General features: G+C 65.2%; 15 protein-coding genes and 1 tRNA gene. 7 read left to right on the top strand and 9 right to left on the bottom strand.

Going from position 1 to position 24,274, the window contains the following annotated elements:
- Nucleotides 1-24 precede the first annotated feature (24 nt).
- From RAC81_RS08355 to RAC81_RS08330, 6 genes are read right to left on the bottom strand one after another with little or no spacing between them, the layout of a single operon-like run.
- Nucleotides 25-1,746, bottom strand: coding sequence for a protein kinase (locus tag RAC81_RS08355; RefSeq protein WP_375081934.1), 1,722 nt, complete (start codon nucleotides 1,744-1,746; stop codon nucleotides 25-27).
- Nucleotides 1,743-3,200 (bottom strand): peptidoglycan D,D-transpeptidase FtsI family protein, encoded by a 1,458-nt coding sequence (locus RAC81_RS08350; protein ID WP_375081933.1) that lies wholly within the window; start codon nucleotides 3,198-3,200, stop codon nucleotides 1,743-1,745. Before RAC81_RS08350 ends, RAC81_RS08355 begins: the two co-directional genes overlap by 4 nt.
- Before the next feature lies 1 nt (nucleotide 3,201).
- Nucleotides 3,202-4,587, bottom strand: coding sequence for an FtsW/RodA/SpoVE family cell cycle protein (locus RAC81_RS08345; protein WP_375081932.1), 1,386 nt, complete (start codon nucleotides 4,585-4,587; stop codon nucleotides 3,202-3,204).
- Nucleotides 4,584-5,879, bottom strand: a complete 1,296-nt coding sequence (locus tag RAC81_RS08340) for a PP2C family protein-serine/threonine phosphatase (protein ID WP_375081931.1) — start codon at nucleotides 5,877-5,879, stop codon at nucleotides 4,584-4,586. Before RAC81_RS08340 ends, RAC81_RS08345 begins: the two co-directional genes overlap by 4 nt.
- Before the next feature lie 7 nt (nucleotides 5,880-5,886).
- Complete coding sequence (locus RAC81_RS08335; RefSeq protein ID WP_375081930.1) at nucleotides 5,887-6,411, bottom strand: FHA domain-containing protein; 525 nt, start codon at nucleotides 6,409-6,411, stop codon at nucleotides 5,887-5,889.
- Nucleotides 6,411-7,133 (bottom strand): FhaA domain-containing protein, encoded by a 723-nt coding sequence (locus RAC81_RS08330; RefSeq protein WP_375081929.1) that lies wholly within the window; start codon nucleotides 7,131-7,133, stop codon nucleotides 6,411-6,413. The genes RAC81_RS08335 and RAC81_RS08330 overlap by 1 nt, the downstream gene beginning before the upstream one ends.
- Nucleotides 7,134-7,335: 202 nt before the next feature.
- On the opposite strand from RAC81_RS08330, the gene RAC81_RS08325 reads away from it, so the two are divergent.
- Nucleotides 7,336-7,418, top strand: a tRNA-Leu gene (locus RAC81_RS08325).
- A 183-nt stretch (nucleotides 7,419-7,601) separates the two neighbouring features.
- Nucleotides 7,602-8,036, top strand: coding sequence for a DUF488 family protein (locus tag RAC81_RS08320; protein WP_375081928.1), 435 nt, complete (start codon nucleotides 7,602-7,604; stop codon nucleotides 8,034-8,036).
- On the opposite strand, the gene RAC81_RS08315 is transcribed toward RAC81_RS08320, so the two are convergent.
- Nucleotides 8,033-8,830, bottom strand: a complete 798-nt coding sequence (locus RAC81_RS08315; RefSeq protein ID WP_375081927.1) for a hypothetical protein — start codon at nucleotides 8,828-8,830, stop codon at nucleotides 8,033-8,035. The two genes, RAC81_RS08320 and RAC81_RS08315, sit on opposite strands and share 4 nt — an antisense overlap.
- A gap of 131 nt (nucleotides 8,831-8,961) precedes the next feature.
- Between RAC81_RS08315 and RAC81_RS08310 the strand changes: the two genes are divergently transcribed.
- Nucleotides 8,962-10,404 (top strand): hypothetical protein, encoded by a 1,443-nt coding sequence (locus tag RAC81_RS08310; protein WP_375081926.1) that lies wholly within the window; start codon nucleotides 8,962-8,964, stop codon nucleotides 10,402-10,404.
- A 36-nt stretch (nucleotides 10,405-10,440) separates the two neighbouring features.
- Here RAC81_RS08310 and RAC81_RS08305 read toward each other — a convergent pair whose 3' ends face one another.
- Entirely contained in the window at nucleotides 10,441-11,001 is a 561-nt protein-coding gene (locus RAC81_RS08305; protein WP_375081925.1) for a recombinase family protein, read from the bottom strand.
- Nucleotides 11,002-11,144: 143 nt separating this feature from the next.
- On the opposite strand from RAC81_RS08305, the gene RAC81_RS08300 reads away from it, so the two are divergent.
- Nucleotides 11,145-11,606 (top strand): hypothetical protein, encoded by a 462-nt coding sequence (locus RAC81_RS08300; RefSeq protein ID WP_375081924.1) that lies wholly within the window; start codon nucleotides 11,145-11,147, stop codon nucleotides 11,604-11,606.
- Nucleotides 11,606-12,730: a serine/threonine-protein kinase gene (locus RAC81_RS08295; protein WP_375081923.1), complete on the top strand. Its 1,125-nt coding sequence runs from the start codon at nucleotides 11,606-11,608 to the stop codon at nucleotides 12,728-12,730. Before RAC81_RS08300 ends, RAC81_RS08295 begins: the two co-directional genes overlap by 1 nt.
- Before the next feature lie 1,259 nt (nucleotides 12,731-13,989).
- Here the strand turns inward: RAC81_RS08295 and RAC81_RS08290 are convergent.
- A complete protein-coding gene (locus RAC81_RS08290) occupies nucleotides 13,990-15,534 on the bottom strand; it encodes a LuxR C-terminal-related transcriptional regulator (RefSeq protein ID WP_375081922.1) in 1,545 nt (514 codons plus the stop codon).
- Between the two features lie 267 nt (nucleotides 15,535-15,801).
- Here RAC81_RS08290 and RAC81_RS08285 point away from each other — a divergent pair, with 267 nt between their 5' ends.
- Both RAC81_RS08285 and RAC81_RS08280 read left to right on the top strand, forming a co-directional pair.
- On the top strand, nucleotides 15,802-22,140 hold the full coding sequence (locus tag RAC81_RS08285) for a beta strand repeat-containing protein (RefSeq protein ID WP_375081921.1): 6,339 nt from the start codon (nucleotides 15,802-15,804) through the stop codon (nucleotides 22,138-22,140).
- Nucleotides 22,141-22,282: 142 nt separating this feature from the next.
- Nucleotides 22,283-23,647, top strand: coding sequence for a sigma-70 family RNA polymerase sigma factor (locus RAC81_RS08280; RefSeq protein ID WP_375081920.1), 1,365 nt, complete (start codon nucleotides 22,283-22,285; stop codon nucleotides 23,645-23,647).
- Nucleotides 23,648-24,274: the final 627 nt, after the last annotated feature.

Below are 24,274 nucleotides of genomic sequence, written 5' to 3'. Positions count from 1 at the left end.
TGCTCAGCCTACGGCGTGGAACCCCTAATCCCCTGTGTCCTCGCCGCCGGCATCATCGGCCGGAGTGATCTGAGCGGTGAGCTGAGGCGAGTTGCCCGAGGGGCGGTCGCCGCAGAACGCGCGGTACGTCGCCGTGACCTGCAGAGCGGGATCGGTGGCCGGGGTGATCTGCGTCGTCAGCTCACCCGGGCCGAACGCGCGGGTGGTCTTGCCGTCGCTGAACGTGGCGTTGGTGATCGAGACCTCGTACGAGCTGACCGTGCCTGCGCCCGAGGGGCAGGAGAACGCGGTCCAGTTGAGGGCGATCGGCTCTCCGGCCTGCGGGGTGCCGGACAGGCTCGGTGCCGAACCCGGTGCGCCGATCTCCACTCGGGGCGCGTAGGTGATGAGCGTGATCGCGTCGCCCTTCTCGAGCGTTCCGCGCGGGTCGACGGTCTCGACGACGTCGACGAGGTCATCGGACGGGGCCGGCGTGTTGCCGACGCGGCACTGGGGGACGAGTCCCGCCTGCGTCGCCGTGTTCAGAGCCTCCTGGCACGACAGGCCGACGAGACCGAGCGAGTCGACGTTGACCGACGTGTCGGTGGGGGTCGGCGTGGGGGTCGGCGTCTGCGGGGGAGCCGACGAGATCGACGGAGAGGGCGTGGGGTCGGCATCCTTCCCGTCGCCCTGGTTCATCAGCGCCCAGATCGTGCCTCCGAGAACGATGACGAGCAGAGCGATGAGCGCGACGAGAGGCCACGTCCACCGGCTGCGCTTCTTCTTCTCGGCTTCCTCCTCGGCGGCCGCCTCGGTGGGGACCTGAGCGGTGGTGGGGAGCACGCGCGTGGCGCCGTCGTCGCCGGATGCCGTGAGCAGTCGGGTCGCGTCGTCTGCCGCGACGCCGCCGGTGGCGATGGCCGGGACGGCGATCGCGGCGGAGTTCAGGTCGCCGCGGCGCAGGGCCTGGGCGGCGCGGGCGACGGTCGCCGCGGACGACGGCCGGTCGGCCGGCTTCTTCGCGATCATCGCCATGACGAGGTTCTGCACGGGGATCGGCACGGTCGGCGGCAGCGGCGGCGGCTGCTCGTTGATCTGCGCCATCGCGATCGCGACCTGCGACTCGCCGGTGAACGGACGCTTGCCGGCGAGGGATTCGTAGGCGACGATGCCGAGCGAGTAGATGTCGGTCGCGGGGGAGGCCGGGTGACCAGAGGCCTGCTCCGGCGACAGGTACTGCACGGTGCCCATGACCTGGCCGGTCGCGGTGAGCGGCACCTGATCTGCGATGCGGGCGATGCCGAAGTCGGTGATCTTGACGCGGCCGTCCGGCGTGATCAGCAGGTTGCCGGGCTTGATGTCTCGGTGCACGAGGCCGGCGGCGTGCGCGGCCTGGAGGGCGGACGCCGTCTGAGCGACGATGTCGAGCGTCTTGTCGGCGCTCAGCGAGCCGTCGCGCTCGAGGATCGTCGACAGGGCCTCGCCGGGAACGAGCTCCATGACGAGGTAGGCGCTGCCGTTCTCCTCGCCGTAGTCGAACACGCTGGCGATGCCCTCGTGGTTGACGAGTGCGGCGTGGCGCGCCTCGGCGCGGAACCGCTCGAGGAACCCGGGGTCCCCCATGTACTCGTCCTTGAGGATCTTGATCGCGACGGTGCGTCCGATGACGTGATCCGTCGCCTCCCACACCTCGCCCATGCCGCCGATCGCGATTCGCGACTGCAGCTCGTAGCGACCACCGAACGACACACCCTGCGTCGGTCTCATCTGCCCAGCACCGCCTCTATGACCTTCTTTGCAATCGGGGCGGCGATGGTGTCGCCGGATCCTGACTGCCCCTGTCCGCCGCCGTCTTCGACGAGGACCGTTACTGCGACCGTCGGGTCGTCCGCCGGCGCGAAACCGGTGAACCACAGCGTGTAAGGCCTGTCGTTCCCGTTCTCGGTCGTGCCGGTCTTACCGGCCACGTCGACCCCGTCTATTCTTGCACCCTGCGCTGCGCCGTTTGAGACGCTGGCGACCATGGATGCCGTCACCTGATCGGCCACGTCCGCCTCCAGTGCACGACCGAATTCGGTGTCGTCGTACGACCGCACAACCGAGAGGTCGTTGCCGATCACCGAGTCGATCAGGCGAGGGTTCATGACGACGCCGTCGTTCGCGATCCCGGCGGCGACCATGGCCATCTGCAGCGGCGTCGCGATGACCTTGCCCTGCCCGAAGCCGGTGAGCGCGGTCTGCGCGTCGTCGAGCGACCGTGGGTAGCTGGAGGCGGTCGACTCGAGCGGGGTCGAGAAGCTCTGGTTGAATCCGAACTTCTCGGCCATCTCGCGGATCCGGTCGTCGCCGAGCTGCACCGCGAGCTCCGCCATCGGGATGTTGCAGCTCAGGCGGATCGCCTCGGAGATCGTCACGGTCTCGCCGCCGCCGCAGGTGCCGCCCCAGGCATTGGCGACGGTGTTCGTCGAGCCGGGCAGCTGATAGCGCGCGGGATTCGGCAGCGCGGAGTCCGGCATGTACTCGCCGGAGGCGTAGGCCGCGGCCGCGACCACGAGCTTGAAGGTCGACCCCGGCGGGTTCAGGTCGCCGGCGATGGCGCGGTTCGACAGGGGCTTCGACGGGTCGGCGTCGAGCTGGTCGTAGGCCGCGTTCGCGGCATCCGCGTCGTGCGTGGCGAGAGCGTTCGTGTCGAAGCCGGGCGTCGACACCATGGCGAGGACGCGACCGGTGCTCGGCTCGATCGCGATCACGGCGCCCTCGAGTCCCTGCAGGGCGTCGTAGGCGGCCTTCTGCGCGGCCGCGTCGAGTGTGAGCTGGGCGCTGAAGCCGGCCTGCGGCTGCCCGGAGAGGATGCGCTCGATCTCGGAGAAGAACGCGCTCGATCCGGTGCCGGAGAGGTCGGCGTTGAGCGCTCGCTCGATCCCCGTCGCAGACTGCAGCGCGGGGTTGAAGTAGCCGGTCACGGGCTCCCACATCGCGCCGTCGGTGTAGACGCGCTGGAACTGGTACTTGTCGTCGGACGGCACCGAGGTCGCGATCGCGACGCCGTCGACGATGATCGATCCGCGCTGGATCTCGTAGCTGTCGAGCAGCGTTCGTCGGTTGTTGCTGTTCTGGCCGAGGGAGTCGGCCTGGACGACCTGGATCCAGCTGGTCGCGGCGAACAGCGACAGGAACATGAAGAGCATCACGATGCTCAGGCGGCGGAGCTCCTTGGTCATGTCAGCCGATCACCGTCCTCGGTTGGCTGCGCACTCCGTCGGAGATGCGCAGCAGGATCGCCACGATGAGCCAGTTCGCCACGAGCGACGAGCCGCCGGCCGCGAGGAACGGCGTCGTCAGACCGGTCAGCGGGATGACGCGGGTCACACCGCCGACCATGATGAACACCTGCAGCGCGATCGTGAATGCGAGACCGGTGGCGAGCAGCTTGCCGAAGTCGTCCTGCCCCGCGAGGCCGATGCGGATGCCGCGGCTGATGAACACCATGTACAGGCAGAGGATCGCGAAGAGGCCGATCAGGCCGATCTCCTCACCGAGGCTCGTGATGATGTAGTCGCTGTGGGCGAGAGGTGTCTCCTCGGGGCGGCCCTGGCCCCAGCCGGTGCCCAGGAGGCCGCCGTGCGCCAGGCCGAACAGGCCCTGCATCGGCTGATAGCCGGCGCCGTCGGGATCGACCTTGTCGGGGTCGAACAGGAACAGCCAGTTCGTGAAGCGCCCCTGCACGTAGCTGAGGATCTGCGTCGCGACGGCGACGCCCGCGGCGACGAGGGTGAGTCCGATGACCACCCAGCTGGTCTTGCCCGTGGCGACGTAGAGCATCGCGACGAACATGCCGAAGATGAGGGTTCCGGTGCCGAGGTCGCGCTGGATCACGATGATCCCCAGCGAGATCGCCCACACCACGAGCACGGGCCCGAGCTCGCGCATGCGCGGCCAGGTGATGCCGAGCACCTTGGTGCCGACCGATGTGAGGCTCTCGCGCGTGCGCACCAGATAGCCGGCGAAGAAGATCGCGAGGCAGATCTTGGCGAGCTCGCCCGGCTGGAAGGCGAACATGCCGCCCAGCGACACCCACACCTGGGCGTTCGCGTCGGGGATGCGCAGGCCGGGAACGAAGGGCAGCAGGAGCAGCAGGATGCCGGTGAGGCCGAAGATGTACGTGTACCGGAACAGCACCCGGTAGTTCCGCAGCATGATCACGACCGTGATCGCTCCGGCGAGCGAGATGGCCGTCCACGCGAGCTGCTTGGTGGAGTACGCGTTCCAGCCGGTCAGCGCCTTCGCGATGTCGATGCGGTAGATCATCGCGATGCCCAGCCCCGTGAGCAGCGTCGCGATCGGCAGCACGAACGGGTCCGCATCGGACGCCACGGCGCGCAGCACGAAGTGCACCGCGAACGCCAGCACGGCGAGGCCGCCGCCGATCGCGAGGATCATCGGGTCGATCAGTCCGAGCGCACCGAGCTGCACGAGCGTGAGCGATGCGCCGCTGAGGACGACGGCGAACAGCAGCAGCCAGAACTCTCGGTTGCGCTGCGTCTGCGGCATCCGGAGTCGGCGGAGCGCCTTGATGACGGTGGTGTCCGCCTGGACGTCGGTGCTCATCCCCCGCCCTCCGTCGTCGTCGGCGTGGGTACGGGAGTGGGCAGCGGCGTCTCGCCGGTGACGCGGTCGGCTCCGGCCTGCAGACGCGCGACGATGGCCTCGGCATCCGACAGCGATCGTGCCGTGATCGTGCGTTCGACGGAGTCGCGCTGATACGGGGGCAGGTTCGCCAGAAGGATGTCGGTGTCCTGGATCGGCGTCGACAGCGTGATCGGACCGATGTTCTGCTGCACGCCCTGGTAGATCACGACGCTGTCCTCGTCGGCGCCGACGAAGTAGCGGGTCTGTGTCCAGCTGTAGGCCGCGAAGGCGGCGAAGGCGAGCGCGGCGAGGACCACCAGCATCCCGGCGATCCAGCCGAGCCGACGGCGCTTGGCGCGGCGGCGGTCCTCTTCGATGAGCTCCTCGAGGTACTCGGACGACGGCTCGAAGTGACTGGGGTCGTTCGCGGCCTGGCGAACCGGGTGCAGCCAGCTGCTGCGCGGAGCGCGCACGGGCGGCACGGTGACGTTCGCGGGGTTCGATGCCGAGCCGACGATGGTCGCCGTGCCGGAGTGCATCGCGTGCGCTCCGCCGACCTCGACGAGCACGATCGTGACGTTGTCGGGGGCTCCGCCGTCGAGCGCCTGCTTGAGCAGGTTGTCGGCCGTGCGGCCCGGGGGGAGTCCGAGGCGCATCGCCTTGAGTATGTGCGCCTCGTCGACGACGCCCGAGAGTCCGTCGGAGCACAGGAGCCAGCGGTCGCCGGGCTGCGTGTGCATGACGAACATGTCGAGCTCGGGGTCGGAGTCCATGTCGCTGAGCACCCGCATCAGCACCGACCGCCGCGGGTGATATCGGGCTTCTTCGGGAGTGATGCGGCCGGAATCGACGAGGCGCTGCACGAAGGTGTGGTCGGCCGTGATCTGCGTGAGCGCGTCGTCGCGGTAGAGGTAGATGCGCGAGTCGCCGATGTGCCCGATGACGGCGTAGTCGTCGACCATGATGATCGCGCTGAGGGTGGTGCCGAGGCCTGCGAGCTCGGGGCGGTCCTTCGCGGCGCGGATCAGGTCGACGGCGGCGGTCGTCGCGGCAGCCTGCAGCGACGCCTGGGCGTCGTCGGTCGATGCGTACGGCTGGTCGAGGGGCTGCATGCGCGAGATCGCGATGCTCGACGCGACGTCACCGCCGGCGTGCCCGCCCATGCCGTCGGCGACGACGAACAGGTTCGCGCCGGAGTACCCGGAGTCCTGGTTGTTGGAGCGGACCTTGCCCGTATGGGAGATCGCGGCGCTCGAGCCCTCGAAGACCATGCCCGCGTCAGGCTCGCAGCTCGAAGGTCGTGGCGCCCACCTTGATGGGAACGCCGAGGCCGAGGGCGACGGGTCCGCCCGTCACGCGGTTGCCGGCGACGAAGGTGCCGTTCGTGGATTCGAGGTCCTGGATCGCCCAGGCGTCGCCGCGCAGCAGCAGTCGTGCGTGGTGGCTGGACGTGTAGTCGTCGCGGATCACGAGCGCGCACTCGCTCGACCGACCGATCGTGAGGGTGTCTGTGCCCAACGGCAGCTCGAGACCCGCCTTCGGTCCGGACGTGATCACAAGGCGCTTGGCTGTCGCGACGGTCGCCGGCCCGGTGTTCGCCTTCGCCGACGACGGGCGCTTGGCCGGAGCCGGGGGAGTGGAGGGGGTTGCCGCAGCCGCATCGCCGTCTGCGGGCAGCTTACGCACCTTCATGCCGAACAGATCGGCGCGCAGTGAGTAGACGACGCCGAACACGAAGAACCACAGCAGCACCAGGAAGCCGATGCGCATGAGGAGGAGGACGAGCTCACTGGGCGTGGTCATCAGATCGCTCCGAACGCGCGGGTCGCGTCGTCGTCGCGCGGGCGCGCAGGGCGTGAGGGCGCCGCGACCGGCACGATGCGGAAGACCAGGTCGGTGCGGCCGATGGTCAGGGTGGTGTCGGAGGGCAGGGCGGCCTCCCTGACCTTCGATCCGTTGACCTTCGTGCCGTTCGTGGAGCCGAGGTCGCGCATCATGGCGCGCTCGCCGTCCCACAGCACCTCGACGTGCTTGCGGCTCGATCCGGAATCCGCGATCGTGATGTCGGCGTCGGATCCACGGCCGATCACCGTGCGGGCCCGAGTGAGCGAGTGGCGACGTCCGTCGACGTCGATCACGGCCTGCCAGTTGACGCGGCCCTCGACCGTGCCCGAGCTGACGCGCACCGTGCCGGTGGGGATGTCGTCGGACTCGAGGGCGATCGAGAGGGGGCCGGCGAAGCTGTAGCCCTGCGACTTCGCGTGCTTCGTCAGAAGTGCGTGCAGCTCGTCGGTCAGCGCACCGCCGAGTCCCCGCATCCGCTCGGCGTCGTCGGCGCTCAGCCGCACCACGTAGCTGTTGGGCGTGAGGATGCGGTCGCGACTGACCACAGCCGCCTTGGTATCCGCCTCGCGCCGAAGCGCCGAAGCGATCTCCACGGGCTGGATGCCGCTGCGGAAGGTCTTCGCGAAGGCGCTGTTCACAGCGCGCTCGAGACCCTTCTCAAAGCTGTCAAGTAGTCCCACTGGGCTCCTCTGGCATGCCGACCGGTAGGGACATCGTAGCCAGGTGTCCTGGAAGTACGCCGTTCCGCGGGGTTGTCCGGGCCGAATTCGCCCCGGATGTCGGGGGTGCACGCGGGGAGGAGGCTGCGCTGTCGCCGGTTTCGTGCGGGGTGGGAGCGCGTGATAGCCTTGCGAAGTTGAGTTCCTCGGAACGAGACGACTCGCGCGAGTGGCGGAATGGTAGACGCGCTGGCTTCAGGTGCCAGTGTCCGCATGGACGTGGGGGTTCAAGTCCCCCCTCGCGCACAGCGGGTGTGTTTGTGAAACTCACCTGACATCGTTTGCGAAACTGGCCCGGATTCACTTGTGAAACCGGGCCTTTCGCTTGTCCTGACTGGGATCGCGGGCCTCCGCACCCGCACACTGGGCGAGCCCACGACGCCTCATCCGGTCCGGAAGCACCACCGAGAATGCGAGACTTGACCCATCATGCAAGCGAACGTCATCGGTGTCGGCTACGAGGGACTCGACCAAGACGGCCTCGTCTCGAAGCTACGCGTACGCGGCGTGAAAACGCTCGTCGACGTTCGTCTCAACCCCATTTCCCGGAAGCGTGGCCTATCGAAGACGGGACTTCGCGACCGGCTCGAGGCGGACGGGATCGCCTACGAGCACCTTCCGGCGCTGGGGAACCCCCGCGACAACCGGGACGGATTCGGTGAGGTGGCGGGTGATGCAGCTGCGGAAGCGCGCAATCGCTTCAGCGAGCTCCTCGAGTCAGATGCCGCTCATGCCGCACTGGATCGAGTCATCGCTCTCAGCGAGGCGGGAACGGTCGCACTGCTCTGTTTCGAGGCCGACGAGACGCGCTGCCACCGCGAGCTGGTGCTGTCGGCGTTGCGACACCGAGTCGTCACCGTCTAGAACAGGACGTCTGCGTATGCCGAGGCCCGCGGGGGCTTGTAGACGCCGAGCACGGAGAAGTTCTTCCGCTTGACGATGTCGGCGAAGTTCCCGACGAAGAAGTATGTGCGCACTCGGTCGTTCCACATTTCGGTGTGGAACTTCTGCGTGATGAGAGCCTTCAGCTCCTCGTTCGACTTGAACCGGCTGTGATACTGGAGTGCGCTCAGCTCCATGTCGAGGATGCGAGGCTTGTGTCCCTTACACGACGGCGTCATGCAGTAGTAGTCGTAGTGGACCTTGAATCGGGGCGGGATCAGCATCGGTGTCTCATCGACGTCGCCGAAGATATCCGGCTGCATGGCAGACTTCATGTCTTCAATCTGCTTGGCGGTCCACGGCCCATGTTCGACGAACTGGAGCGGCTTGAGTTCTCGGACCTCGACGAGCCCGAGCGACTGGGCATTGAGGTCGGCGTCGACTCCGGCACGAAGCTCGCACATGGTTGGGCCGAGAAGCTGCTCGAGGATGGGGCCACGTGCATCGTTCGGGTACGTCGTGTACTTCCCGTTCTTCACCTGCCGAGACAGAGTCTCCCAGTTGGGCCGGTGACTCTCCAGCCGCGAGTCCTTGGTCGCGCGGGTCAGGTCGACGTCGATGACTTCGAACTTCTTGAACTGCTGAGCAGAGTCCAGGTGTCGGAAGGCCACGGGATAGATGCGCACCCAGGACCCGGTCCCGTCGTCGTTCAAGCGGACCCCGGCCACGCATACGGTGTCGCCGTATGTCTTCGACGGCTCCGGAGAAGCCTTCACGGTAATCAGTACGCGCGCACGTTCGCTAAGCATCGAGTCCCTCCCAGCACGAGTGTAGGACCCCTTGAACACGTCCTCGCAGCACATCCTCTGCAATACTCTTGCCAGCGAATGAGTGGGGGATAAGCGCAATGGCGAAGAAGTCAGGCAAGGATGTCGTTGTACTCGGAGGGTCTTCGGATCTCAGCACGTCAATCACCTCGTTCGAAGACAGGATGTTGGACCATGTCTCTTCGCTCGGACTGCCGAGCGAGTCAGTGCTGATCCCAATTGAGGACCGAGTCTCAGTGCTCGGAAACCTGGAGGGAGCGATAAGTCGGCTACCGGTCGGCTATCGCTCGACCTCTATGTATTTGTCCAAGTTCGCGCTCGCGGTCAGCGCCGGCCTCTTCGATGCTGCACTCAATTACCTATGGGATGAGACCATCGGAGAGCTTCGGCGCCGGATTGTCGACTACGACCTCAGCTACTTCTTCGACCTCGCCGTCTCGGATCCAGAGAAGCGCAAGGACCTCACAGATCCCGATGACCTCACGAAACTCACGGACGATGAACTGATCCGGGCCGCGGCGACCGTGGGGTTCATCTCAAGCATCGGGCACCGCCAGCTTGATGTCGTCAGGTTCATGCGGAATCATGCGAGTGCCGCGCACCCCAATCAGCACGAACTGAAGCCATTTCAACTTCTCGGTTACGTGGAGACCTGCATCTCCGAAGTAATCATGCTTCCGGAATCGCAGACGATGGTCGACACGTCGCGTCTACTTCGGAACGTCCGCGACGCGAAGGTCGGGAAGTCGGATGCTGCGGCATACGCCACGCTGTTTCAGAATCTTCGAGACGAGCAGGTGACTGCACTCGCCAACGGGTTGTTCGGGATCTACGTTCGCACCGATTCTTCGACGCGTGCTCGCGACAACATCCGTCTGCTTCTCCCGTATCTCTGGCCGTATATCGCCGAGCGCACGCGCGCGGCGTTCGGTGTCAAGTTCGGGCGGTTCAAGGCGAACATGGATTACGAGCAAGCAGACCTCGCGCGCGAGCTGCTCGAGACGGTCGGAGGAGCGGCTTCTTACCTCCCGGATGACCAGCGGGCGGTGGAGATCGACGCACTTGTGGCCGATTTGCTTTCGGCCCATGAGGGGATGAACAACTTCTACAATGAGCCTCCAGTTGCTCGGAAGCTAAGGGACTACGTAGGAGAACAGCAGGTTCCGCTAGGAGTTCGGGAACGCTATGTGGCCGCACTGGCTGACGTCTACCTCGGTCGCCGAAGCGGAGTATCCGTAAAGGCGGACCCAATCTACGCCGAGCTTCTCGAGCGGTTCACGCCCGACGAGGCTGCGCTTGCGCTGGTCGAAATCACCGGTCAGAACCTCGCAGGCACGCTGGCATTCCGTGGACCCCAGGAGCAGCTTGAGCAGATGCTGGATATTCTGCAACCGAAACTGATTGGTGAGCCGGCCGTCGCGCTCGATAAGGCGATTCGTACGTTCACGGGCCCCAGAGAGTCGATGATCCTAGACACGCGCCTCCAAGCGAAGCGCGCAGCACTCGCGAAGTTTGTTGCCTAGCACTGAGGAATAGGATCCGACGAGGGCTGGGCGGTGCTATCCGCGATGGAGGTATAGATGCCGATAAATGGTTGCTCGGCCCACGCCCAGGACATCAGCGATCTCTTGGACTGTGTGCTCTCGACTGTCGTACATGGCACGCGCCTGGCGGATCTTCGCCGGGGTCATCTTCGGCTTCGCACCTCCGCGCCGGCCACGCGCCTTCGCCGCCGCGAGTCCGGCGGTCGTCCTCTCAACGATGAGGCCGTGTTCGAACTCCGCGATGGCAGCGAGCATGTGGAAGAACAGCTTCCCGCCGGGAGTGGTGGTGTCGATGCCCTGAGTCAGGACTCGAAGCCCGACTCCGCGGCGGTCGAGCTCGTCGCTGAGCTCGGTCAGATTCTTCACGCTCCGTCCGAGGCGGTCGAGCTTGGTGATAACGAGGGTGTCGCCGGCTCGAAGGTACTCAAGCGCGTCAGTGAGGGCGGGGCGAGTAGATAACGTCCCGGATGCGCGGTCGATGAAGATCCTCTCGCAGCCGGCAGCGTCGAGAGCGTCAGTCTGGCTGTCTTCGCGCTGGTCAGTTGTCGAGACCCTCGCATACCCCACGTTCACCATGGCGTCGACTGTAGAGCTCAGCTCGGACAGTTCGACTGCCGACGCGATGGCGCCGCTGTTGAACCCCTCACACTCATGCGGAAGTATGAAATGCACAACAGGGCCTCGCCTTGCGGGTCGGCTCAATATGCACGGGGGAGATAATGGCGTTTCTCGGTATCAATGGGACTACGAGTGGCCTCTGGCTGGCGGTGCTGAGTGACGATGGGGTGGTGCAGGACGCTCCGCCCAACATCGCACTCTCCGGTGACACGCCGCTCGACACGCAGATCGCGAACGCGGTCGATGAAGCTACTCGGCTGTTCGAGCGATTCTCCATCACGAACGTCGTAATCCTGGATGCCGAGACGGGTGGGCAGAACAAGCCCAACTTCACGACCCTCGTGCCACGAATCTCTCTTGAAGCAGCAGTCATGTACGCCGCTCATACACACGGCATCGCCGCGGTACGCATACCCAGGGCTCGGGTAAGGTCCACGCTCGGCCTCCCGAAACGAGGGCCGCTGACCTCGTTCGTCGCAGACCACCTTGAGCCACATTCGCCGTACTGGGCCAACAAGAGGGACCTCGCCGCCCTCGCCGCTCTGGCGGAGCTGAGACGCTGATGGCGATACTCGGGGACAGCGCTCGGATCCAGGATCTCGCCCCAGCGACCTATTCGTTCTTGAGGACGATTGCTGAAGGCAACACCGGAATCACGGGCCTGTACTGGCACGATCTCCTCCAGAAGCACTGCGTTCAGAAAACCATCACGGTGTTGGGAATCGCGGACGGCGTCGCGCAGAGCGAACCGCGTCTGTTGGAATCGTTCAACCACCCTCGCCTCATCAAAGTCCGAGAGGCTCAATGGGACGCGGACTACCCGGCGTCGATGAAGATGATTACCTTCATCACGGACTACTATGAGGGCGAGAGCATCCACGCCGCCCTCACATCCGGTCATCGATTCAGTACGAAGGATGCGCTGGACATTACCGCATGCATCCTGGAGGGGCTGGCATACCTGCACGCGACAGCGGGGTACGTGCACCGTGACATCAAGCCCGGCAACATCATGTTGGATGGCACTCGTACACAGGGGTTCGTCGGAGACTTCGGCAGCGCTGCGCGAATGAATCTGGACTCGCGCTCCGTCAGCGCGTCAGGAGGCACACTCCTATACCGTCCGCCCGAGTTCGCCTCTGGTGAGGTCGACGAACGTGGCGACCTCTACTCCACGGGCATGACCACTTTCGAGATGCTGAATGGCCCTTTCGACTACGCGGCATTGAATCAGGAGACGCTCGACAGACGGGCGGCAGAGGGGAGGCCGACTCTCGGACCGTCGCACCTGTCACCTAAGCCGTGGGTCTCGCCCGCAGTCGTGAGTTTCGTGCGCAAACTGATGAACCCCGATCCGTCGAGACGGTTCCAGACGGCCGATGAGGCCCTCCGCGCGTTGCGTGGACTCAGGTATGTCAGTTGGAGTCAGGTGGGTCCGTCGGAATGGATCGGCGTATGGCCCCCGCGTGAGCGTGCGTCGCGGCAACGTCAGCTGAAGGTCACGGCTACGCCATTGACCGGAAGGGGTCAGGGGCAACTCGAGCTCAAGGCGTCGTGGAGCCGCGACGGAATCACCTGGCGAGGTTACGCGCGGCTTACCTGTCGAGTCGACGAGGACGACGTTGCCGCCCTCGCCGAGTTCTTCCGCGCTGTGGAGCGCGAAGCCCAGTCCGTGCCGGTGAGGTAGATCGCAGTAGCCTGGCCGGCAGGGAGACGGCTGAGCCGACGTCGAGCAGAAGCGGTCTCGTTATCTGCGAGCACGAAGTCGGCGCCGGCGTCGCTTTCGTGGACCTGAAGGCGCCCGTCTCGGACTGCGTCCCACAGCGAGGCAGTCACGCCGGGAACCCGTGAGCCCACTTCGGCGTCCGGTTGCCAAGAACGAGAGACGCCGAATGTGTTGAGGGCAGATACTCCGTCGGCGGTCTCACCGAGGCGGCGCAGTGCATCGTGCGCGAGACGGTGGTCCCGGGCATCTAGACGGGTGACACCCCCAGCAGCCATCATGGTTGTCAGGAGGTCAGACATACCTCTCTTAGACATATGTTTACGGTAGCTGGGGGGTGGGACATGGCAGAGAAGCGACACTCGGTCGACGCAGCCGAGCTTTTGCGGTTGAGTCGGGACAGGCAGGTGAGCTTCCGATTCCCCTTGGCGCTTGACCAGCGCCTCGATGCCCTGATGGACCGAGCGGTCGCTTCCGGGGAACGCACCACTCGTGCTGAACTTCTCCAGGCGCTGATCTTGGACTGCGGCAGTGAGGGGCGGGAGCTCGGGGACATGCTGCGGCGGTTGCGCACCTCGTCGAATGGCGAGGCGGTTCTTGACCGTGACGTGCCGCGGGACAACGTCTTGCAGTTCAGGGAGTACAAGCCTGGACCGCGAACTGGGAGCGTATAGCCCCAGTGCTCGCAGGTTGGGGCTTCTCTGCGGGTGGTTCCGCGAGGTATCGGGGGGCGACTGGACTCGAGGTCTCTTGAACGTGCCTGTTGAGTCATAGTTCACGGACACGGGTCATAAGACAGCGGCACGCCGTGGGCGAGAGGCTCACTGGAATCGTCTCGTAGACGGTCATCTCTGAGACAGGTCGTCGACGTAGACAGGCTGGCTCAGCCCACCCGCCAAATCAAAGCGAGCGGCACGAACTGCGTCTCCCTTATCGGGGGCACGAATCGAGGAACTCATGCACACCGCCAACTCCAGCGGCGGCATCATGCTCGTGGGCGAGGTCCTCGACCTTCCGGAAGTGTGTGCCGCCTCGGATTTCTAGCAACCCGCCCGGTGCTCTGACGGCGGCGTGCACGGGCGGGCGCCGCGCAAGGGTGCGCGAATTAGACCAGCGTCAAGGCAAGTGAGCCTTGAGAGGATTTCGCCACCTTCTTGGATGGCGCAGGTCCGCAATGGGCCCAGGGTGAAGCCGCGAGAGGAGTCGAGGGCCGCGCGAGGCCGCTATCGTCCCAGCTGGTAGAGCTGGAGTAGTTGTGTCCTATTCGAGACGCCGAGCTTCCGGTACGCGATCCGAATGTGGGTCTTCACGGTGTTCACGCTGACGTGCTGCAGCTCGGAGATCTCAACGTTACTGAGGCCAGAAAGAGCCGCTTCCACGACCGCTGCCTCGCGTCGTGTCAGAGTGTCGCTGCCTGCGATAGCCGTACTTTCCTCGATAGCAAGGAGACGGTCAGCTATCTCGTCACCCTCACACTCGCGAAGGAGCTCGGCCAGAGCCACGCGTTGCTCGACGGGTGCGAAGGCGAGGGCGGCGTAACAGCCGTTCCAGCTAGCCAGCCCAACAGCGCGCCGGAGTAGTTCCTGTTGCTGGTCCACGGCGTCGCTCGCGGCGGCGATGACCAACGCTGGAAGGAGAACGCGGGGCCTCGCGCTGGAAACGTGCAAGAGCGGGGCGACGATCTTCCGAGCGGCCGTCACTTGTCCGAGCTTGACCATGCGGAGAGCGTGAAGCGTCACGCCTACCTGCTGAACGACACTCGCCTCGACGCCAACCTTCGTGGGTCCGAGCGCGCGGACCGCACGCTCGGGCTGATGAAGCACCTGAAGAAGGAGGTAGCGCACCAGAGCCGAATATTCGGCGTTCAACGGAACCTCCGCGTACTCGGGAGCCAGGCCTTCAACGAAGGAGTCGAACTCAGAGAGAAGGGACTGTGCCTCAGCCCGGTCGTCATCGATGATGAAAGCACGAACTGCGAAGTATGGGCCTAGAAGATCCGGCGACGACGCGATCTGAATCCCGGCGAGGAGGCTGCGCGCTGCATCCAGTTGAAGTTGTTCGATGAGGACAATTGCCTCGGCAATCGTGGCAGCAGTGCGCGCATCGGCAGCCCACCATGCCTCATCAGGCACGGACGGCAACTTCGACAACCATGTCTTTGCGTCTCGACCGCGTCCGTGAAGCGCGTGAACGAGCGCTATCGCACCGCCCGCACGCGTCGAAACCATCCGGTTGTCGACGGTTACGGCCCAATCATGACTGCGAGTGAATTGCTCCATGGCGTCAGCGAACCTCGACACCAACAAGTAGGTGACGCCCCAGTGATAGTGAAACTCGGGCAACGCGTTCCCGAAGGAGGGGATCACCTCGACGGGCAGCTCGCGCAACGCCGCAACGGCACGGTCGGTGGCGTCTACGGCATCTCGGTGACGGCCGGCCGCGCGCGCCGCGGCGATCCGTCCCGTGAGCGCGGCGAGACGGTCGAGCGGGGCAGCGTCAGGGTCATCAGTAAGGATATCTCTATACGCTCGGGGTTCGGGGTCTCGCCGGAGCGTTCGCCTCAGATGCTGGTCGGCAAGGCGCAATCGAGGGTTCTGCTCCAGCACCGGCGCTGAAAGAGACCCGATGATGTCCAGCAGCGCATGGGGATCGTCCTGTACGAGCTCGCTCCAGTGGTCCCGCAGCAATGCGAGAACCTGATCCCATTCCTCATCCTTTCGGGCCTGCGTGATCCGACCTAACGCAGAGCTCTCGTCCTCCCCGCCCATCATTCGCACCCTTCCGTGGGCACATCACCCACCCCGCCATTCTTCCAGGCGGTGCCCGCTGGTACAGCAGGTTCTAGTCGCGTGCGCAGGCCGCCTGAGGGGTGATTTTTCCTCGTAAAGGGGTGAGATCGCGAATTCGTCATCAGCCTGAGGTCTAGCATTCGAACGACTAGCTGTGTGCGGGCAGTATGCGAGTTTCCTGATTGAGAGCTGGGAACGCGTGGTGCATATGGCGTGAGGAACGAGTTACGGCTCCGAGGGGGAGACATGTCTAATCGTGGTGCGCTCACGCGCCCGAAGTACGGTGCACGCCGCCGGCAGATGGCGGCCGTGCTGGCCACCATCCTGGCCATCATCGCGAGCTTGTTCGTGGCCACTCCGGCAATGGCAGCCCCGGTGTACCAGATCGAAGGGCAGTGGGTCGACGCGCCGACGAGCGTCGCCGCAGGTGACACCGTGGTGTCCGAATGGCGCGTGAATGTCAACGACGACGCAGCTGCACCATCGAATGCACCCGTGGACAACGTCACGGCCACGCTGATAGCTACGGCTGGGATCTTCGTGGACATCCCCGCGTTGTGTCTGACGGATGGAGTGACACCCGCGTCGTCGATCTCCGCTGACGGCACTGTCCTCACCTGTAATCTCGGCACCCGTAACCAGGGCACGAGCGCCGTCTTCCTCGCGACGGTGGAAGCGAACGGCCAGACTGGCGATGCCCTCAGCATCAGCGGCAGCGTGCCCGGTGACACGGCAGCGGTCCCCCCGATCCCGACGCAGAACCCGTTCTCGCTGGACTTCACCTTCGGCACGCCGACCAACGACTATGACCGTAACAACGCAGCGAACACGACCGACTACCGCTTCCAGTGGTCGCTGCAGCTCGGCGCCAACAGTGAAGCTGGGCCGAACAGCATCACCTACACCATCACGACGAACAACAACGTCGGAGCCACCATGGCCGTTGGACCCGGAGCGTGCCGGCCCTTCACGGCGGGCGTGGCAGGCGGGCACCCCTGGACCAGCGGCAACCACCCGGCTGACCAACTCAGCCGCTTCGTGTCTTCCTGCAACATCACCCAGACCGGCGCGAACACATTCAACCTGACGCTTACGGGCATCGACTACTCCGCTGTCACCGCCGCTCAGAAGGACTCGACCGGCGCGGGCATCTCCCCATCGGTCGACGTCATCGCGACAGGAGAGATCGTCCTTCGCGTGAACTCGGCGGCGGCACAAACCATCAACATCCAGGCGAACACCCCGACGTACACCTCCGTCTCCGGTGCCACATACACCGACAACGCGGCTAACAACCAGGCCCAGAAGGTCATCGTTGACTTCGGCGCCTTCGCCACCGTCTGGGACCGCATCTATACCAACTCGGGCGGCACGAACTGGGACGACACCTACCGCGTCCCCACCGGCGAGCGTGTGCAGGCAAGCGCGATCACTGGTATGGGCCCGATCTTTGCCGGTCTTGTTCCCGCGGACGCGCAATTCGGTTTGTGCATGCCTCTCGACTCTCGCTACGTGACCTACGACTCCGTAGTGACTACGGGGATGGACACGACGAACATCGTCTACGAGTACTACGTCGGTACGGCTGCTTCCGTGGATCCGAACTCGGCGGGTTATGACCCCAACGCATTCACCTGTAACGAGGGCGGCGCGGACATCGGCGCGACCGGATGGACGACTGTCGAGCCCGCGGATAAGTCTCTCGTCAAGGCAGTGCGTGCTCAGTTCCCGTACTCGGCCTTGAACCCGTCGAACAACAGCGGCATGCACGTTCGTCAGATCATCAAGGACGGCGTCGCGCCCGGGCAGGACATCTGGGAGTTCGGTGGATGGCGGCAGAACGGCGGCCAGTGGATCGCCCAAACCGCTCCGGCGAACGGAATCACCAACACGCCCGACGCACGTTACCCATTCACGACCGGCGTGCGTCGCGACATCCTCCGCGTTGCGGCCCTGCAGCCGTTCATCGAGAAGTCGTCTGACCGCGTTGTCGCCCAGCCGGGTGAGACGGTCGTGTACACGCTCGACTACCAGCTCTCCGGTGCAGATGCTGATGGGGTTGCCGATGGCGTCACTCTCACTGACCAGCTTCCCGTTGGTCTGACCTATATCCCCGGATCTGCCACTCCCGCCCCCGTCATCACGACCCGTGCCGACGGCGGTCAGACTCTCACCTGGAACCTCAACGGCGTGCCCGTTGAGACCCAGCAAGCCTTGACTTATCAGGCTCGTGTGGGAGCGGATGTGGAGCCAGGTAGCGCGCTGAGGAACATCGCCCAGGCGGCCATCGCCGGCGTCCTCTCCGACCGCTCTTTCGTTGACGTCCAGGTTCCGAACGACGGGTTCACCACCATCGCGAAGACCGCCGACGAGGCGTATATCCCCAACCTCGCTGGCGACGGTGTCGGCACGGGATCGTGGACGGTTACCCTCGGGTCGCAGGACCCCGTCACCCAGGCGTTCACGGACACCATCGACATCCTCCCGTACAACGGTGATGGCCGAGGAACCTCGTTCTCCGGCTCCTACGCGCTCACCGATGTCACCACGGTCGCGGGATCGACGGTTTACTACACCGACGTCGACCCGACAACGCTGAGCGACGACCCGTCAGATGCGTCGAACGGTTCCGCCGGTGACCCGACGGGCAACACGGTGGGTTGGACCACCACGCGTCCTGCCAACGTCACGGCCATCCGTGTCCTCGGCCCGGAGCTGCTCCCCGGGGCGACGCAATCGTTCGTCGTCGGGATCGAGACAGATGGCGTCGAGGGCGGAGACATCCTCGTCAACCGCGCCCAAGCCATCGCCGAGCACACCGGGCTCGTGATGCGGACCTCCGCGCCCATCACCGTCGCGAACTTCTACTCGGCATCCCTGAAGAAGTACGTGCAGAACGCCGCGGGCGAGTGGGTCGACGCGAACACCGCAGCCGAGTACCCCACCTACCAGGTGGGCGACACGGTCCCGTACCGCATCGTCATCACGAATACAGGTCAGGGAACCCTGACTGACCTCGTCATCACAGATGATCTGTTCCCCGAGGGGTCGTTCACCGTAGACGAGCTCGCGCCGGGGGCGGAGGAAGCGCACGAGTTCTCTATCGTGCTTGAGGCTGGCGGCCTGGACACGGTCGTGAACACCGCCTGCGCCACCGCCGCGATCCCCGGTGACTCGGAAGTTCCCCCCACGATCAACTGTGACCCTGCGGGGATCGAGGTCGAGGGCTCTCCGACCCACACGAAGGAGATCGTCTCGGCGACCCCCATCGGTGGTGGTCAGTGGGAGATCGTGTACGCGCTCACCGTGACCAACACGTCGACTGCTTCCACGTCGTACTCCCTGGCCGATGAGCTCCACTTCGCCGACGAGGTCACCATCGCCTCGGCCGCGGTGACCAGCTCGCCTGCAGGTGTCACCCTCGCCACTCCGGCGTGGGACGGTCAGGGTAACGTCGCCGTTTCTGCCGACGTACCGCTGCTCGGTTCGGACGATGCCGGGTACGCCGCGCACGTCTACGAACTGACCGTGGTCGCCGACGTCCCCTTGCAGCTGACGCCCGGTGGTGCTCCGCCAGCCGCGCAGTGTGATGCTGAGGGTGCGGACACTGACACCGCCTTCAACAACACCTCTGCGCTGACGCTGCCCTCTGGTGAGATCGAGCCCGATCAGGCTTGCGCGCCGGTGCCGTCGATTGACATCACCAAGTCCGTCTCCGCTGGTCCGACGGCCAACGGCGACGGAACGTGGACCGTCACCTATGACGTCGTTGCTACCAACGACGGTGGTGCCGCAGGCGTCTACGACGTCACCGACCGCATGACCGCTGACGGCGACCTGTCGGTCATCTCCGGCGAGGTTGTCGAAGCTCCGGTCGCCACGTCCCCGACGTGGACCGGACTCGGCGCCGAGGGCGCTGCAGAGAACGTCATCGCAACGGACGTCACCCTTCCCGCAGGCGGCACGCACACCTACCGCATCGAGGTCATCATCGGCCTTGCGGAAGGAACCGAGGGCAGCCCCGTCATCACACCGTGCTCGGCAGAGCCGGGTGCCGGAGGTAGCGGCCTGTCTAACACGGCGGAGATCGAGCACAACGATCTCACCGACGACGCCTCCGCCTGCATCACGGTGGGTGTCGTGACCGTTGACAAGTCGGTCTCGGCGGGCCCGACGCCGAACGGCGATGGGACATGGACGGTGGTCTACGACATCGTCGCCACGAACGTTGGAGCGGCCGACGCCGACTACGACGTGACCGACCGACTCCACTTCGGTGAGGACATCGAAATCGTCGAGAAGGAAGTTCGCTCGCTGGACGGCATCACGGTGAACGCAGGCTGGACCGGACTCGGTGCTGCCGCAGATGCAGCCGAGAACGTCATCGCGGAAGGCATCACACTTGCCGCTGGCGCCTCGCACACCTACCAGGTCGAGGTGACCGTTCAGATGGACCAAGCCACCATCGACCCGGGTTCGCTAGAGTGCCCGGCGCCGGGCACTGGTGACGCCGGTGGACTCGCGAACTCGACCACGTTGACGAGCAACGGCATCGTGACCGAGGACGAGGTCTGCCCGACACTTCCCCTCATTGAGCTCGATAAGGAGCTCGTAGCAGGAAGCCCCACTGAAAACGGCGACGGCACCTGGACCATTGCCTACGACGTCACCGCCACGAACACGGGACAAGCAGCCGGTGACTACACCGTCACCGACCAGCTCCAGTACGGCGAGGGCATCGAGGTCCAGTCCGCGAACATCAACGCCAGCCCCGCTGGCGTCACGGTGAACGCAGGATGGACCGGCCAGGGTGCGGCGGCTGATGCGGCCGAGAACGTCATCGCGAGCGATGTCACTCTCGACGCGGGAGCAACGCATACCTACCGAGTCGTGGTCATCGCGTCGATGGACACCGCGGCTGTCACGCCGGGAAGCCTTGAGTGCCCGGCACCCGGTTCGGGCGAAGCTGGTGGATTCGCGAACACTGCAGGTCTCACCCACAACGGTGAGGACCAGGCAGACGATGCGTGCGCCACGCCCCCGCTCATCGAGATCACCAAGTCGCTTTCCGGTGCTGTGACTCCGGTTGACGGACAGCCGGGTCAGTACGACGCCACGTACGAGATCACTGTCACGAACAGCGGTCCCGGCGTAGGTCTCTATGACCTCGATGACGAGCTCAACCCCGGAGCGGGTGTCGAGATCGTCGGCGTTCAGAGCGTGACGTCCGACGTAGCCGAGTCTGTGGCCATCAACGCTGGCTTCAATGGCCTGACGGACACGCGCATCGTGACCGACCAGCCCATCGCGGGCGCTGCTGGTGCCCCGGTGGTGCATACCTACACGGTCGTCGTGCGGTACTCCGCCGACCTCGCAGGCATCGACCTTCCCGACGGTGACGTGTGCACCGCGCCGGGCGGCGAGGCGCTTCCGGGCACACTGAACAACACCGCCACGGTGGACTGGAACGGCATTGAGGACACGGACAACGCTTGTGTCATCCCGGGTCAGCCGACCCTCGACAAGGCGCTCGTCTCCGCTAACCCAGTCGGCGACGGCCAGTGGGAGGTTGTCTACGACCTCACCGTCGGCAACACCGGCACCGAGGCGACCACCTACGATCTGGACGACGAGTTCCTCTTCGCCCCGCAGGTCACCGTCGACACGGTAACGGTCACCGGCCCCGCCGGTGTCGACATCAACGACGGATTCGACGGTGATGCCGACCAGCGCATCGCAACGGACGTGCCGATTATCGGTCTGGACGACGACGGGTACGCCCCGCACGTCTACCGGGTCACCGTGACCGTCAACGTCCCGCTGGCCTTCGATCCCACCGCGGTGGGCTCGGACGGCACTGCATCGCCTGCGTGCACCGCACCGGCTGGCGACAACTTCGTCGAACAGGGCCTGAACAACGCAGCCACCCTGACCGACGAGAACGACAACACCGTCAGCGATACCGACTGCGCGGCCCTGCCGTCGGTCAGCATCACCAAGGCCATGGCAGGCGCACCCATCCAGGGCGCCGACGGACTGTGGACGGTGAACTACACCATCACCGTCGTCAACGATGGTGCAGCTGCCGGCGACTACACAGCCACCGACCGCCTGCGCTACGGCACCGGCATCGAGGTTCGCTCCGCAGCGGTCACCGCCGCTCCGGAGGGAGTCACGCCCGCAGCCAGCTGGACCGGCCGTGGGGCAGAGGGTGAAGCTGCGAACGTTGTCGCTGCGAACGTCTCCCTCGCTGCCGGCATGCAGCACGTCTACCGAGTCACCGTCGTCGCGTTCCTGAACACGGCAACGGCAGACAGCACCGCCATCGTCTGCCCTGCACCGGGTTCGGACGGTAACGGCGGCTTCGCGAACACGGCAGGACTCTCTCACAACGACCTCACGGCCGATGCTGAGGCGTGCGCAGTCCCCGAGTGGCCAGAGGACGTTCCCCCGCCCCTCGCCATCACCGGCGGAACCATCGCCATCGGAGTGGTCACCACCGGCCTGCTTCTGTTGCTCGCCGGTGCCGTCCTCCTCTACGTTCGACGTCGCCGCGTCGAACTGGCGACGGATGCCGCTGAGTAAGTAGCGAGGTGAGTGCCCTGCCGCCGGGTAGGGCACTCGCCACTGCGTGCACAACTGTGCCCCGCCTCACCGATGCGTCGAAGAGGTGGGGCACAGTCGTGCGCGGACGGAACCATGCACCGACGACACGCGGAGAGACACCATGACCACGACGCCCGGCGAACTTCGAAGGACCCGCGACTCAGACAGCCTTGGGAGTGCGGATCAACCCGCTGCTGCACTGGCTCCTGAGGAATTACCAGTGGCCGCGGCGGCTGGGGATCGAGTCGCCGCCGGGCAACTACTCGCGAACCACCTTCCGGCGCTATCTGCGCTTGCCCGCCGCTTCTCCGGTCCCGCATACGAGGCCGAAGATCTCCTTGGAGACGCAATCGTCTCTGTGCTCTCCCAATGGGCTGCAGGGAAAGGACCTACCGAGAACGTCGTCGCCTACATGGCCCAGATCATGCGCAATCGCGTCAACGACGCAGTGAAATCACCTCGTTCCAAAGTCGTCCTTCTCTCCGACGACGACGACGTCGCCGCCCCTGAGGATCCGCGAATCGAGCAGATCGACGTCGGGGCAGAACTCGCACTCGTCCGTCGTGCGCTCGACGAGCTGCCCGAGGATCAGAGGGTCGTACTGAGGGCCACTGTGCTCGAGGGGAGAAAGCCCGCCGAGCTGGAAGCCACTCTCCATCGGCCCGCATCTGCGATCTACTCTCTCTCCGCGCGAGCGCGGGCGAATCTGCGGCGCACAACTTTGCGCCTCGTTCTAGAGGTGAACGCGCGCCCGGACTGCTCAGCCGCCGCGCAGCGTCTGCCCGAACGAGTAGGCGACACCCCCGACAGTACGAGCACCGGCCGCTCCGCAGATCACTTCGCCACCTGCAGACGCTGTCGCCGTGCGTGGGGGCGCTTCGGGGCGTTATCCGCCCTCGGCCTTGTTCCCCTGGTCATCGTCGCCTGGGAGGTGGCGGGGCCCGCTCCGGCAGCCGTCGCTGACTCTGGTCCGGACGATGGCGCCGACCGCTCAACGCCCGAACTCGATGCACCGCGCGCGACGCGTCGCGTTCTCTTCAAGCGCTTGCTCATCGGCGGATCCGCTCTCTTGGCAGTCGGCGCGGTCGTCCTGGTTATCGTGCTGACCACCTTCACGACGCGAACTCTTTGGTTCGCACCACTCGAGGGCGGTTATCTCACGGTCGGCGCCGAAGGGGAATCGACCGTGACACAGCTCGATGTGTCGTTCAATCTCGATGGTGGAGCCTGGACGGTGAGAGAGCTGCGCATCGACATCGACAACGAGATCGTGGGCATCCACGCCCCCGACACGTGGGATTGCACCCTGGCTGGTGACCTAGCCATATGCGTGACGTCGGCCCCCTCACCTCAGGGCGGGCTGTTCATCGTTACGCATTCAGCTTCCGAAGGCGTTGTGTACGACGTCAGTATCGATGCAGAGACAGCCAACGGCGCGCGGGTGAGCGGAGATGCATCAGGACGGGTGAACTCGGCCGGGACATGACCCGGTCTCCCACTCTCGAGGCGCAGCCGTCGCCGCAAAAGAATTTCTCCGGAACGCCGACAGATTTTCGAGGACGCCTCGTCTCCTAAGTTGTGGGGCTCTCTTGCCCCGCTCGACCCTCCCCAGTGTCGAGAAGCCCATCACGGGCCGCTGGGTGGAGCATCCCCACCCCGCTCCACCCAGCGAATCTCTCCGGGCGATCTGGCGGAAGAGTCACCGCTTTCGCGTAACGGGGGACGCGACAGTGCGTCTCACATATGACGATTCGCTTCACAGATATACGGACTCAAGGACAACACCATGACAAGCCTCGAAGGCACTTCTCACGGTCCGGTGCGCGTCACCATGGTGGTGAAGGATTTGCGGGGCTTCACGCACTACTACGAGGAGTTGGAGACCACACCCGACGCTGTCCGAGACGCATTCGACTTGATGGCGCGGGTATCGAGCCCGCTGACGCTAGGAGCACCCGCGGGGCCCGGCGACGCTATGTTGGTGCGATCTCCTTCACGTGGCGTCCGCCGGGGACTTACCTGGCTGACCAGCCGAATGGGCGTATGAGCGTCGGGTGGGCTCTGGTCGGGGTGGGCCTCGTTGTCCTGCTGTTGTCGCGGAGACTGATCTCCC

Origin of the sequence: Microbacterium sp. CR_7, assembly GCF_041954755.1 — a bacterium.
GTDB lineage: Bacteria > Actinomycetota > Actinomycetes > Actinomycetales > Microbacteriaceae > Microbacterium.
Note: the sequence above shows the minus strand (reverse complement) of the source record. Positions and strands in the feature narration are given on the sequence as shown.